Source organism: Streptomyces sp. NPDC057616 (genome assembly GCF_042800575.1).
GTDB lineage: Bacteria > Actinomycetota > Actinomycetes > Streptomycetales > Streptomycetaceae > Streptomyces.
On record NZ_JBHVGU010000012.1, the window covers coordinates 184,745 to 196,803 of the forward strand.

Below are 12,059 nucleotides of genomic sequence, written 5' to 3' on the forward strand. Positions count from 1 at the left end.
TGTTGTTCGTGATCCCGAACGTCGATGAGTCTGCCCATCCCCCACCCCGCGAGAGGCAGCCGTATGAGCCGCGACGACGACCTCCCCGAGCCCCCCAGCCGCCGCCTGATGCTGAGGGGCGCCGCCCTCGCCGCGGGCACCCTCGCGGCCACCCCGGCGGCCGCGGCGAAGCCCGTCCAAGTCGCCCGTCCCCGTCTTCACCAGCAGCGACACCACCCGGCAGTACGGCCCCGGCCACAACTGCTTCACGGTCGCCGAGGACGGCCGCAGCGACGTCCTCGTCCACCACGCCCGCCCGTACAAGGAGATCACCGGCGACCCCCTGGACGACCCCAACCGCCGCACCCCGATCCAGAAGCTCGGCCGGCACCCGGACGGAACCCCGACTTCGGCGGACCTGTTGCGGACACGGCGGCCGTCGCGACGGCCGGCCGAGGCGAAGGAGCGTGAAGGAGCGTGTGTGAGATGAGACGTGCGTACGCGGTACTGCTCGCCCTCTGCCTGGCGCTGGCCGGTGCCCTCGCGACCGCGGGCCCGGCGCAGGCCACCGCCCGGACGGTCACCAACGGCGTCCAGTTCACCGACAGTTCGGGAGGTGCCGTCCACGCCCACGGCGGCGGCGTCATCAAGGTCGGCTCGTACTACTACTGGTTCGGCGAGGACCGCAACGCCGACAACACCTTCCGGTACGTCGACGCCTACCGCTCCACCGACCTGAAGAACTGGGAGTTCAGGAACCACGTCCTGACCCGGTCGTCCGCCGCGGAGCTGGGCACCGCCTACATCGAGCGGCCCAAGGTCGTCCACAACGCCTCCACCGGCATGTTCGTGATGTGGATGCACAAGGAGAACGGCGCCGACTACAGCGAGGCGCGCGCGGCCGTCGCCGTCTCGTCCACGGTCGACGGCAGCTACGCATACCGGGGCAGCTTCCGCCCGCTCGGCGACTCCATGTCCCGGGACATCACGACCTACGTCGACACCGACGGCACCGGCTACATGGTCTCCGCCGCCAACGAGAACTACGACCTGCACATCTACAGGCTCACCGCCGACTACACCGGCATCGACAGCCTGGTCGCCAACCCCTGGCCGGGCGGCCACCGCGAGGCCCCGGCGCTCTTCAAGCGGGGCGGCGTGTACTTCATGCTGACCTCGGGCGCGACCGGCTGGAGCGCCAACCAGCAGCAGTACGCCACCGCCACTTCGCTCGCGGGTCCGTGGACCGCCTGGACGAACGTCGGCGACTCCACCGCGTACAACTCCCAGACCGCGTACGTCCTTCCGGTCACCGGCACGTCCGGGACCTCGTACCTCTACCTGGGCGACCGCTGGGGCAACTCCTTCGGCGGGACCGTGAACGACTCGCGGTACGTGTGGCTGCCGCTGACCTTCCCGAACTCGACCTCGATGGCGATGTCCTGGTACCCGGAGGTCACCGTCGACACGGCCGCCGGAACCGTCACCGGCGCGAGCGCCACGTACCACACGCTGATCGCCCGGCACAGCGGAAAGTGCGCCGACGTCACGAGCCAGTCGCTGTGGCAGGGCGCCCAGATCAAGCAGTACGACTGCAACGGCGGCGGCAACCAGAAGTACTGGTTCAGGTCCGTCGGCAGCGGCTACTACCAGCTGATGGTCAGGAACAGCTCCCTGTGCGTGCAGGAGAACGCGAGCACGGTCACCCAGGAGAACTGCGACTCCTCGGCCACCACCCAGCAGTGGTCGCCGACCACGTCCGGCTCCTACGTCACGCTCACGTCCCGCGCGAGCGGCGAGTGCCTGGACGTGTCCGGCGCCTCCACCGCCAACTCCGCCGCGCTCATCACGTACACCTGCAACGGCGGCACCAACCAGCAGTGGACGCGCGGGACATGACGTCGAACCCAGCAGGTCGATCGCGCCGGCCGGCGAGCCCGCGCCCAGGAAGGACGGGGGATGGGGCGTATGAGACGTCTCCAGCTGCGTTCGCGCCTCGTCGTGCCCGCGGCGCCGGCCCTGAGCGCCTGTCCGGGCGCGGTGCCGGCCCAGGCGCACGAGGGGCCGAAGAGCCTCGGGATCGCCAACTGCACCGCCACCGCCTGCCACTTCGACGTCCCGCCCGGCACCTACGACGTCCGGGTCCTCCTCGGCGGCACGGCCGCCTCCAGGACCGCCGTCACCGGTGAGACCCACCGCTCACTGCTGCCCGGGGTGCCGGTCGCGGCCGGTGAGCATGTCTCCCGCGGCTTCACCGTGGACGTCCGCACACCGGAGGGCGAACCGGCCGGCCCGGCGGGAACTCCCGGTCTGGATCTGGCGATCGGCGGCTCGGCGCCCGCGCTCGCCGGCATCCGGGTCACCCCCGCCGACCCCTGTTCCGGATGGGACCAGCAGCTGCCGCGGTACCTCCGCGAAGGGCTGTCGGTCGCCAACTACGCGGATTCCGGCGAGAGTACGATCACCTATCTGGGGAATCCGCAGTTGTGGGACACCGTCCGGCCGCTGATCCGCCCCGGCGACCTGCTCCTGATACAGCTCGCCCACAAAGACAAGACCACCGACGAGGCGACGTATCGCGCGAATCTGGAGACACTGGTGGCCGGATTACGGGAGAAGGGCGGACGTCCGGTGCTGGTGACCCCGATCGTGCGGCGCTGGTTCAACGCCGACGGAACTGTGAACAACGGCACCGCCCTGCTGGTCAACAGCCTCGGAGTGGACCATCCTGCTGTCATCCGTTCCGTCGCGGCGGAGCACGGCGTACCGCTCGTCGGCCTGACGGCGCGGACCAAGGAGCTCGTGGAGTCCCTGGGCGTCGCGGGCTCCAAGGCGATCTATCTCCACAACGAGAAGAAGGACAACACCCACACGTCCGTCCACGGCGCCACGGTGTACGCAGGGCTTGTCCGTGACGCGCTCGTCGCCCAGCATCTGGTGCCGAAGGGCCTTGTGCGGGTGGGATGAACCCCTGGGGCGTCTCGACCGGAACCGGGGCGCCCCAGGTCTCACCTTTCGTCCGCCGCCGCACGTCCCGACGCCGTACGCCCTGAAAGAGAGCCGATGCAGCTGCCGCCCGACGACCGCACGCTCAGCCCGCGCACCGGCTACACCCGCGCCCACTGGGAGGCCGCCGCCGACGCCCTGCTCGCCGCGGTCGAGCCGTACGCGGTGGAGGGCGGCGCGCTCTACGACCTCCCTGGGGAGCACACGAGCTGGTCGGGGCGGCTCTCGGACGGCCTGGAGGGCTACGCCCGCACGCTGCTCGCCGCGGCCTTCCGGCAGGACGAGACCGTGCTCCAGCGGTACGCCGAGGGCCTCGCGGCCGGTGCCGCGGGCGTCTGGCCCCGGATCGAGGACCGCGGCCAGCCGCTGGTCGAGGCGGCGTCGATCGCCCTCGCCCTGCGCCTGACGCGCCCGCTGCTGTGGGACCGGCTCGACGACGGCGTACAACAGCGTGCGGCCGCCTGGCTCGAGGACGCGCTGACCGCCGAAGCCTGGCCCTGCAACTGGGAGTTGTTCCCGGTGACGGTGGGCGGCTTCCTCCAGGAGATCGGCCACGAACCGGAGGCCTCCCGCAAGGCGATCGAGCGCGGCCTGGGGCGGATCGAGGAGTGGTACGTCGGCGAGGGCTGGTACACCGACGGCGACGGCCGCAAGTTCGACCACTACAACGGCTGGGCGATGCACCTGTATCCGGTGCTGCACGCGTGGCTGGCGGACGATGCCGGCCTCCTCGCCCACTACGGCGGCCGGCTGTCCCGCCATCTGGCGGACTACGCGCGGCTGTTCGGCGCCGACGGCGCCCCGATGCACCAGGGCCGCAGCCTCACCTACCGCTTCGCGACGACGGCCCCGCTGTGGCTGGGCGCGCTGACCGGGCACACGCCGCTGCCGCCCGGTCAGACGCGCCGGCTGGCGTCCGGGGCGCTGAAGTACTTCGCCGAGCGGGGCGCGGTGGACTCGCGCGGCCTGCTCAGCCTCGGCTGGCACGGCCCCGACACGGCGCTGCTGCAGGGCTATTCGGGCCCCGCCTCCCCGTACTGGGCGAGCAAGGGGTTCCTCGGGCTGCTCCTCCCGGACGGCCACCCGGTGTGGACGGCGCCGGAGGAGCCGGGCCCGGCGGAACGCTCCGACGCGCTCACCGCGATCTCCGCCCCCAACTGGCTGCTGCAGTCGACGCGTTCGGACGGCGTCGTCCGCCTGCACAACCACGGCAGCGAGGACGTCCGCTACGACCCGTACTACACGCGACTCGCCTACTCGACCGTGACGCGGCCGGTCGGGTCGTACGACAACAGCGTGATCGTCGGCGGCGATCCGGGCCGCACGGAGATCGTGCCGCTGGGTGTCGGTGAGGGCTGGGTGGCGTCCCGGCACACGGCGGGCGGGGGAGCGCGGGTGACCAGCGTGGTGCTCGCGCGGGGTGCCGTGGAGGTACGGGCCCATCTGGTCGCGGACGTGCCGCCCGGGACGCCGGTGCGGGTGACGGGGTGGGCGGCGCCGGAGGGCCTGAGCGCCGAAGTCCTGCCTGCCGTGGGCCTGTCGGAGCGGGACGCGGGGGTCGCCGGCGTCACCGGGGAGGGCGACACCCTGTTCGTCGCGCTGGCCCGGCTGACCGGGGAGGCGGATCCGGTGCCTCTCGGGGAGACGGTGGGCGTACGGGCCTACGGGCAGCGGGAGTTGACGGTGCGGTGGGCCGACGGACACGAGGTGCGCGTCCGCTGGGAGGACTCCGGTGTGGAGGTCGCGGCGCCGGACGGCCGCTGAACCGAATGTCGGTTGCCCCCGCCGACCGGCGCACTTGAGAATCCCTCCCATGACCTCAGCCATTCGCCACACCACGTTCGACACCACCGACCCCTACGCCCTCGCCCAGTTCTGGTCCCAGGTGCTGGGCCTGCCGTTGCACGAGGACGACCATCCCGGCGACCCGGAGGCGCTGATCGAGGACGCGGGCCTGCTCTTCGTGACCGTGCCGGAGGGCAAGAAGGCCAAGAACCGGCTCCACTTCGACCTCCAGCCGCAGGACCGCACCCGCGACGAGGAGGTCACCCGCCTGCTCGCCCTCGGCGCCACGCTCTTCGAGGACCACCGCACCGCAGACGGCAAGGGCTGGGTCGTCCTCACCGACCCCGAGGGCAACGAGTTCTGCGTGGAGCGGAGCGAGGCGGAACGCGCGGGGTGAGGCACACCGGGACACTTCGGCCGGCGCCGAAGTGATCCGGCCCTAGCGTGGCCGTATGACCGACACTCCGCGGGAGGACCCCGCCCAGGCCGTCACCGGCATGGTCGACCACGTCCTGGAACTGGCCGCCACCTGGACGCACTGGGACGGCACCCCCGCCCACGCCGACGACCGCGTCCACACCCCGCACAAGGCGATCCGCCGGGTCGCCGACCATCTCGTCGACCACCTCGCCGAGCTGGAGGCCCGGCTGGCGGGCGAGGCGCCGCAGCCCGACCACTGGCACGCCTCCATGGTGACGACCCGGGCGGACCTCGCGCCCTTCACCCAGGAGGACCTGGACGAGGCCCGCAGCCGGCTGCTGCGTCTCGCCCGCATCTGGGCGAACCGCCTCGGCGCCCTCACCGACGAGCAGCTCGACCGGTCGCCCGGTGAGGGCTGGAGCTTCCGCGAACTGGCCGTGCACCTGAGGGGATCGACGTACTACGCCGACTCGGTGGGTGACCTGTCATGACCGGATTCGCCGCACTGCACCACGCCGCCGAGCCGTTGCTCCTGCCCAACGCCTGGGACCACGCCTCGGCCATGGCGCTCGCCGCCCAGGGCTTCCCGGCCGTCGCGACGACCAGCCTGGGCGTCGCCGCGGCCGCCGGTCTGCCCGACGGGGCGTCCGCGACCCGCGACGAGACCCTGCGGCTCGCCCTCACCCTGGGCACGGACCCCTTCCTCCTGTCCGTCGACGCGGAGAGCGGCTTCAGCGAAGTCCCGGAGGCCGTAGGCGAGTTCGCGCGCGAGCTGGCGGCCGTGGGGGCCGTCGGCATCAACCTGGAGGACGCCCTCGGGCCCGTCGGACTGCACGCGGCGAAGATCGCCGCCGTGAAGGCCGCCGCACCCGGTCTCTTCGTCAACGCCCGTACCGACACCTACTGGTCGGGCGACGGCGACGGCACCCTGCCCCGGCTCGACGCCTACCGGGAGGCGGGCGCCGACGGGGTGTTCGTCCCCGGCCTGACGGACCCGCGCGAAATCGCCCGCCTCGTCGCGCACTTGGGCGACCTCCCGCTCAACATACTCTACTCGCCCACCGGCCCCACCCTCGCCCAGCTCGCCGACCTCGGCGTGCGGCGCGTGAGCCTCGGCTCGCTGCTGTACCGGCAGGCCCTGGGCGCGGCCCTGGAGACGGTCGCGGACATCCGGGCCGGCCGGACGCCGCAGGGCACGGCGCCGTCGTACGCGGACGTCGACGCCTGGGCCCGAAGGAGCGACCCGGCTCACAGCGCCGGACGGTGACTCCTTGGTACGGTGGGTGCTTTCGTGGGTATCAGACCCTTTGGACTCATCTCCGGCGAGGGACCGAGGAACCATGGACATGGACATCCCCGGCGACAAGCGACTGGCGGCCGCCGTCGTGATGGACGACGACGGCAGGGTGCTGCTGGTCCGCCGCTCCGAGACGGAGAAGTTCCTGCCCCGCGTCTGGGGCGTCCCCTGCGGCAAGCTCGAGCCGGACGAGAGCGCCCGGGACGGCGCGCTGCGCGAGCTGAAGGAGGAGACCGGGCTCCTCGGCGAGGTCGTCCGCAAGGTCGGCGAGTCGTCCTTCGTCAGCGAGTACGGCGGCCACGAGGTCAAGAACTGGCAGGAGAACTTCCTGGTCCGGCCGCTGAGCCGGCAGATCACCCTGCCCCGCGCCGACCAGGACTACGTGTGGCTGGCGCGCTCGGAGCTGACCTCGGTCGAGATCGACGCGTACAACCTCGACATCGTGGACCAGGCGTTCACGACGTCCTGAGCAGTTCGGCGAGCCCGGCGAGCGCCTCGAGGTAGTCGTCCACGCCGAGCGGTACCTTCGCCACCGCCCCCGGATGCGGGCCCGCCGCCGTGAACACGTCGGTGTGCGGCCGCCGTTCGGGTCCCGTCTCTAGGAACAGGGTCACCGTCGGCTCGTCCGTGTCGCACCAGGCCCGGTGCAGGGTGTGCGCCGGCAGGGCGTACGCGCTGCCCGCCGCGTACTGCCCCACATGGGTCAGCCGCAGCCGTGCCGGACCGGCCGGCTCCAGCAGCCAGTCCGCCGTACGGCCGGACAGCGACTCCTCGTACCGCGTGGTGGGGATGCCGCCGTCCCCACCGCTCGCGACCTCGTACAGCTCCATCGACAGCCGTCCGCGGACGATGTGCGAGGCGAGGGCCGAGCGGTGGTTGTGCACGTCCTCCTCGCCGATCGCGCCGGCTCCCCGGTGCCACCGGTGGACGCGCAGCATGTGGCGTGGCCCGTCGTCGACGAGCAGCAGCTTGTCGAAGCCGAGGACGTGGCGGTACGACAGCCGGGCGCATCCCTCCGGATCGCCCTCCCCGGAGGCGAGATCGGTCACCAGCTCCAGCAGGCGCTCGGGGGAGCCGAGTTCGGCGACGACGGAGCGGGCCGCCGCGACCAGGCCGTGCTCGGGCAGATCACCGTCCAGCGTCCTGGTCAGCAGCCGTCGCGCCGCCACAACCTGCCGACCGCCCATGCACATTCCTCCGCCTCCGGCTCCGGTCGCCCAGGCCCGGGTTCACTGTTCCGGTTGATACATCCATACGGCATGGGCCCGCAGCGCCGAAAGTCCTTGATAGGTCATCCACATGGGCTGGCGCAGCTCGCCGCCGTCCGGCAGCCCCCAGGACCAGATGCCGTCGGTCTGCCCGGCCCACACCGCGGCGGCGGCCCCGTCCAGCCGCTCCCGCCACGCCTCCTGCAGCCCGTCCTGCGCCGCGACCTCGCGGGCGCCTGGTGTCATCAGGGCGCGCACCACCCAGGAGGCGGTGAAGTGCCGTACGTTCAGCACCTCGTGGCGTGAGGGGTCGTCGGTGCGCGGGCGGCGCACCTCCTCACGCAGATTGCGCAGGTCCTGACATCGGTGATGCGGAGCGTCCGTACAGGTCAGCAGCCAGCGGACACCGTCCTCCCGGGTGGCGCGCACCGCCTCGTCCTCGCCGAGGACACGAGCCGCCCGGTCCAGGGCCACCACGGCCTGCGCGGTGTGCAGCGCGGACGGCAGCCCGTACGGCGCATCCAGCCGGTAGCCCCAGCAGCGCAGGTGCTCGCGGCGGGCGTCGCCGATCGCGCCGTCGGCCAGGACCTCGCGCAGCAGGGGCAGTACGGCGGCCTCGGGCGCGGCGCGCAGCAGCCCGCGCAGCACGGTCGTCACGACATGTGTCGACTCCCGCCCGGCGCGGTCGCGGGCATGGGTGAACGCGTCCGTGCAGCGGTCCACCTCCTCCGCCAGCCGCTCGCCGGACACGCCGGCCCGGGCCAGCGCACCGAGCACCAGCGCCGTCACCTCGGGCCGCGCCTCGGCCCCCTGCGACCGCGCCGACCAGCCGCCCTCGGACAGCCTGAGCCGCCACAGCGTGTCCACCAGGTCGCCGGTGCGCAGCCGGCCGTCCGGCACGCCGAGGTCGAGCATGATGTGCAGGCCGTAGGCGGTGCCGACGGAGGTGGGCCGCAGCGGTGCCGACTCGCTGAGCGAGTGCGACCAGCCGGTGAGGCGGCCGCGGACCGGGTCGTCGGCCACGGCCACCTTCTCGGCGAGCGTGCCGTACGCGGAGGCGAAGACCTCGGGCAGCGGACCGGGTGCCGGGCGCTCCGCGGCGGACGGGACGCGGACGCGGGCGAGGGGGCGGGACGGCCCGGTCGCGGCCCGGGCCCGAACCAGCGCCGCCGCCAGCCAGGCGGCCACGCCCGTCCCGATCCCGCTGACCCCGGCGACCAGATACCGGGCGGGCTGGCCGCCGAGGGAGTCGGGCAGCACCCCGAACAGGAACTGGAACACGCCGTACCCGGCCGCCGCACACCCGAGACTGCCCAGCCAGCCGACGAAGCGCGCGGTCTCGCTCGGCCCGCCGTGTTCCGGTGGTGTCGTACGGTCGGTTCTCAAGGGACGGCGTCCCAGCTGCTGTTGAGACAATGCGTGCTCCCTCCCCCGGGGTTGCACGTGACTTCCGCGAAGATTCCAGTCTAAGTGGTCTGCGGGGACGGTGAGTCGCCGACCGGAACGAGTGTCTCCGCGAGCAGTCCGGCGAAATCCACGGGATGCTCGGCCACGCCGACATGCCCGCCGGGGAACTCGACGAAACGGCTGCCGGTGACCTCGGCCAGGAACTGGGCCGTGCGGTACAGCAGTTGCCCCCGGGAGTCGGCGCCGGCCGCGAGGGTGAGCCGGGCGGAGGAGACGGCGAGCGCGGTGAGGTCGGGGGCGTGGGCGGTGAAGCTCCGCAGGATGCGGGAGAGGAAGAGCGCCATGGGATTGGCCGACTCCTCCTGCGGCGTGAGTGGTTGGGGGTCCATGTGCGGCTCCGGTTCGCTCTCCGTCAGCACGGCGCCGAGCCGGGCGCCGGCCGCCTGGAGCCCGGCCGCGCGATAGGTGTCGTACACCTCGCGGAACAGGGCCTGGTGCCGCGCCCCGTCCGGCAGCACGCCCACGCACGGCGGCTCGTGCGCGACGACGTGGCTCAGCCGCTCCGGATGCCGGGCGAGCAGGTCGAGGACGGCGATCGCGCCGGAACTGGTCCCGAGGACGTACGCCGACTCGCCGGCGGGCAGCACCTCGTCGAGCACCCGCCGCGCCCCGTCGCTCCACCCCTCCACCCGCTGGTCGGACACCGGCTCCCCGAGCCGCCCGTGGGCGAGGCCCAGAGGGTCGTAGGTCACGACGGTGAACCGGCCGGCGAGCGCGTCGGTCATCGGGCCGAGCCCCATGGGGTGCCCGGCACCCCCGGGGACGACGAGGAGGACGGGCCCCGTGCCGCGGACGTCGTAGTGGAGGTCAGTCATGGTGGTGGTCCTTCTCCTCGCGAGGCCAGTGCTCGAGCGTGATGTGCAGGGCGTGGACGGCCTTGTCCCAGGACGCGCGCACATCGCGCGGGGCGCCGAAGCCGCCGGCGGCCTCCAGGGCGCAGTAGCCGTGGAAGGTGCTGCGCAACAGGCGTACGGCGTCGGTGAGATCGGGCTCCTCGAGACCGTAGGCGCGGAGCATGCCGTAGGTGATCTCGGCGGTGCGCCGCAGGACGGGGGAGTCCGCGATCAGCGACTGGTCGATACGGATCTGCGTCGCGGCGTACCGCCCGGGCCGCTCCAGCGCGAACGCGCGGTACGCCCCGGCGAAGGCGGCCAGCGCGTCCTTGCCGGCCCGCCCGGCGACGGCCGCCGCGATCCGGTCGATCATCTCGGCCCCGGCGAGCAGCGCCATCCGCGTCCGCAGGTCCTGAAGATTCCTGACGTGCGAGTACAGACTCGCGTCCTTGACCCCGAAGTGCCGCGCCAGCGCGGAGAGCGAGACGTTCTCGAACCCCACCTCGTCGGCGAGGTCGGCGGCGGCCGCGACGATGCGGTCGGGGGTGAGCCCGGCTCTGACCATGGGACGCCTTCCTGGGTGGCCGAACCTAGAGGCTCTAGGTTCAGCCCTAGTGTAGGAAGGGAGCCGGCCGTGGTCGACCGTTTTCATGGCCGCACCGGCTCCGGCATCGGCATTGGCACCGGCCTCGGCCTCGCTGGGGGGTGGCGTCAGCCGATCGGTGCGTACAGGACGCCCAGCTTGTCGATCTCCTCGCCCGCCCGGCCGGTGAAGCCGGCGATCTGCCAGCCGGTCGGGGCCGTGAAGGTCACGGCGTCGGCGGTGGGGGTGCCGGAGGCGAGGGTGCGGGACCGGTCCGTGGTGAAGGCGGCCGAGAAGATGCGGGTGTGGTCGTCCTTCCGGCCCGCCGTCAGCTTCACCGAGGTGAGGTGTTCGCCGGAGGCGAGGGTCAGGGACCTCGCGGTGCCGCCCGTGCCGCCGTGGGTCACGGTCGTGCCGCCGTCGTGGGTGAGGGACACCGCGTCCAGGCGGGCGCCGCCGCGCAGGGTGAGGGTGCGGGGCGCGGGGGCGGCCGGCAGGTCGTCGGCGTCGTTGAAGGCGGTGCCGTGCGGGCCGCCGAAGAAGTCGCTCGCCCGCAGGGAGGAGTTGAGGGTGTACGAGAAGTCCACCGTGTGCGGGAAGTGGTCGGAGAGGTTGCCGCCGTCCGCGTCCAGGAACCTGGCCCACTCGTCGTTGTAGCGGGTCGCGTCGAGGTCGAGCAGCCTGCTGCCGCGGTAGAGGACCTTGTCCACGACCTCGCAGTCGTTCGTCGGCGCCGACGTCGGGCACAGCAGCGGGTCCGCGCCCTGAGCCGGAGCCGTGCCGCCCTTGACGAGCTGCACCCACGCGTCCGTCAGGCCGTTGTCGTCGACCAGGGTGCGGATGTTGTCACCGGTGCGCGTGTACCGGGTGTTGGTGTCGCCCATGACGATCACCGCGTTGCCCGCCGAGTTCGCCCGGATGAAGGCGGAGAGCTGCGCGATGTTGGCGCGGCGGGCGGCCAGCGCGTCGTCGGTGTCGTCCGCGTTGGGGTGCAGGTTGTACAGGTCGACGAACACGCCCTCGGCCAGCCGCACGCGCGCCAGCGAGAACCCCTTCGGCGTCAGGCAGTTGGTGCCGGTGCAGTCGTTCCACCGCACCCGCTCGAAGTCCTCGAAGGGGAAGTCCGAGAGGGTGTTGAGACCGTCGCCGATGCCCGCGCCGCCGCTCGTCGCCGTGCGGTAGGGGTGGTGGTCGTCGGCGTACAGCGCCGCGTGGTAGTTGAAGTCCTCCTGCACGTTCACGATGCCGTAGGGCGCCAGCCGGGGTGAGATCAGCGGGGTGTTGGCCGCCGGGTGGCTGGAGCTGAGGCCCTCGGGGAGGCCGGCGACGTTGTACGTGAGCACGTTGAACGAGCCGGTGGCGGGCGCCTCCGTGTCCTCGGAGGGGGACACCGTGCCGGTCGCCATCCGGCCCATGAGGGTGGGCGCGACAGCCACAAGGGTGCCGACGAGTCGTCTCCTGGGGGGGGGGTTTCCCCCCTG

General features: G+C 72.6%; 12 protein-coding genes and 1 pseudogene. 8 read left to right on the plus strand and 5 right to left on the minus strand.

The window, feature by feature from the left end:
* Window positions 1–175 precede the first annotated feature (175 nt).
* The 8 genes and pseudogenes from ACFU97_RS17470 to ACFU97_RS17505 form a co-directional block, all read left to right on the plus strand.
* Window positions 176–450 (plus strand): annotated as a pseudogene (locus tag ACFU97_RS17470) (family 43 glycosylhydrolase); the annotation flags it as partial.
* Window positions 451–465: 15 nt separating this feature from the next.
* The gene (locus ACFU97_RS17475; RefSeq protein ID WP_384256914.1) at window positions 466–1,878 is read left to right on the plus strand and encodes an RICIN domain-containing protein; all 1,413 of its coding nucleotides are present in this window, start codon (window positions 466–468) and stop codon (window positions 1,876–1,878) included.
* A 69-nt stretch (window positions 1,879–1,947) separates the two neighbouring features.
* On the plus strand, window positions 1,948–2,946 hold the full coding sequence (locus tag ACFU97_RS17480; RefSeq protein ID WP_384256916.1) for a rhamnogalacturonan acetylesterase: 999 nt from the start codon (window positions 1,948–1,950) through the stop codon (window positions 2,944–2,946).
* Between the two features lie 96 nt (window positions 2,947–3,042).
* Window positions 3,043–4,749, plus strand: coding sequence for a DUF2264 domain-containing protein (locus tag ACFU97_RS17485; RefSeq protein ID WP_384256919.1), 1,707 nt, complete (start codon window positions 3,043–3,045; stop codon window positions 4,747–4,749).
* A 49-nt stretch (window positions 4,750–4,798) separates the two neighbouring features.
* Window positions 4,799–5,167 carry a VOC family protein gene (locus ACFU97_RS17490; protein ID WP_384256921.1) on the plus strand — a complete coding sequence of 123 codons (369 nt, stop codon included), beginning with the start codon at window positions 4,799–4,801 and terminating at the stop codon, window positions 5,165–5,167.
* A gap of 55 nt (window positions 5,168–5,222) precedes the next feature.
* Complete coding sequence (locus tag ACFU97_RS17495) at window positions 5,223–5,681, plus strand: hypothetical protein (protein ID WP_384256923.1); 459 nt, start codon at window positions 5,223–5,225, stop codon at window positions 5,679–5,681.
* A complete protein-coding gene (locus tag ACFU97_RS17500) occupies window positions 5,678–6,457 on the plus strand; it encodes an isocitrate lyase/phosphoenolpyruvate mutase family protein (RefSeq protein WP_384256925.1) in 780 nt (259 codons plus the stop codon). Before ACFU97_RS17495 ends, ACFU97_RS17500 begins: the two co-directional genes overlap by 4 nt.
* Window positions 6,458–6,536: 79 nt before the next feature.
* On the plus strand, window positions 6,537–6,956 hold the full coding sequence (locus ACFU97_RS17505) for an NUDIX hydrolase (RefSeq protein WP_384257043.1): 420 nt from the start codon (window positions 6,537–6,539) through the stop codon (window positions 6,954–6,956).
* Here ACFU97_RS17505 and ACFU97_RS17510 read toward each other — a convergent pair.
* The 5 genes from ACFU97_RS17510 to ACFU97_RS17530 form a co-directional block, all read right to left on the minus strand.
* Window positions 6,943–7,674: a hypothetical protein gene (locus tag ACFU97_RS17510; protein ID WP_384256928.1), complete on the minus strand. Its 732-nt coding sequence runs from the start codon at window positions 7,672–7,674 to the stop codon at window positions 6,943–6,945. The genes ACFU97_RS17505 and ACFU97_RS17510 overlap by 14 nt on opposite strands.
* A gap of 42 nt (window positions 7,675–7,716) precedes the next feature.
* The gene (locus ACFU97_RS17515; protein WP_384256930.1) at window positions 7,717–9,081 is read right to left on the minus strand and encodes a hypothetical protein; all 1,365 of its coding nucleotides are present in this window, start codon (window positions 9,079–9,081) and stop codon (window positions 7,717–7,719) included.
* An 80-nt stretch (window positions 9,082–9,161) separates the two neighbouring features.
* A complete protein-coding gene (locus tag ACFU97_RS17520) occupies window positions 9,162–9,977 on the minus strand; it encodes an alpha/beta fold hydrolase (protein ID WP_384256933.1) in 816 nt (271 codons plus the stop codon).
* On the minus strand, window positions 9,970–10,560 hold the full coding sequence (locus tag ACFU97_RS17525) for a TetR/AcrR family transcriptional regulator (protein ID WP_384256935.1): 591 nt from the start codon (window positions 10,558–10,560) through the stop codon (window positions 9,970–9,972). Before ACFU97_RS17525 ends, ACFU97_RS17520 begins: the two co-directional genes overlap by 8 nt.
* Before the next feature lie 146 nt (window positions 10,561–10,706).
* A complete protein-coding gene (locus ACFU97_RS17530; protein WP_384256937.1) occupies window positions 10,707–11,984 on the minus strand; it encodes a jacalin-like lectin in 1,278 nt (425 codons plus the stop codon).
* Window positions 11,985–12,059 lie beyond the last annotated feature (75 nt).

Excerpts from the sequence above, each read along its gene's own strand:
- ACFU97_RS17475 (WP_384256914.1), top strand. The coding sequence starts at position 466 with ATGAGACGTGCGTACGCGGTACTGCTCGCCCTCTGCCTGGCGCTGGCC.
- ACFU97_RS17480 (WP_384256916.1), top strand. The coding sequence starts at position 1,948 with ATGAGACGTCTCCAGCTGCGTTCGCGCCTCGTCGTGCCCGCGGCGCCG.
- ACFU97_RS17485 (WP_384256919.1), top strand. The coding sequence starts at position 3,043 with ATGCAGCTGCCGCCCGACGACCGCACGCTCAGCCCGCGCACCGGCTAC.
- ACFU97_RS17490 (WP_384256921.1), top strand. The coding sequence starts at position 4,799 with ATGACCTCAGCCATTCGCCACACCACGTTCGACACCACCGACCCCTAC.
- ACFU97_RS17495 (WP_384256923.1), top strand. The coding sequence starts at position 5,223 with ATGACCGACACTCCGCGGGAGGACCCCGCCCAGGCCGTCACCGGCATG.
- ACFU97_RS17500 (WP_384256925.1), top strand. The coding sequence starts at position 5,678 with ATGACCGGATTCGCCGCACTGCACCACGCCGCCGAGCCGTTGCTCCTG.
- ACFU97_RS17505 (WP_384257043.1), top strand. The coding sequence starts at position 6,537 with ATGGACATCCCCGGCGACAAGCGACTGGCGGCCGCCGTCGTGATGGAC.
- ACFU97_RS17510 (WP_384256928.1), bottom strand. The coding sequence starts at position 7,674 with ATGGGCGGTCGGCAGGTTGTGGCGGCGCGACGGCTGCTGACCAGGACG.
- ACFU97_RS17520 (WP_384256933.1), bottom strand. The coding sequence starts at position 9,977 with ATGACTGACCTCCACTACGACGTCCGCGGCACGGGGCCCGTCCTCCTC.
- ACFU97_RS17525 (WP_384256935.1), bottom strand. The coding sequence starts at position 10,560 with ATGGTCAGAGCCGGGCTCACCCCCGACCGCATCGTCGCGGCCGCCGCC.
- ACFU97_RS17530 (WP_384256937.1), bottom strand. The coding sequence starts at position 11,984 with ATGGCGACCGGCACGGTGTCCCCCTCCGAGGACACGGAGGCGCCCGCC.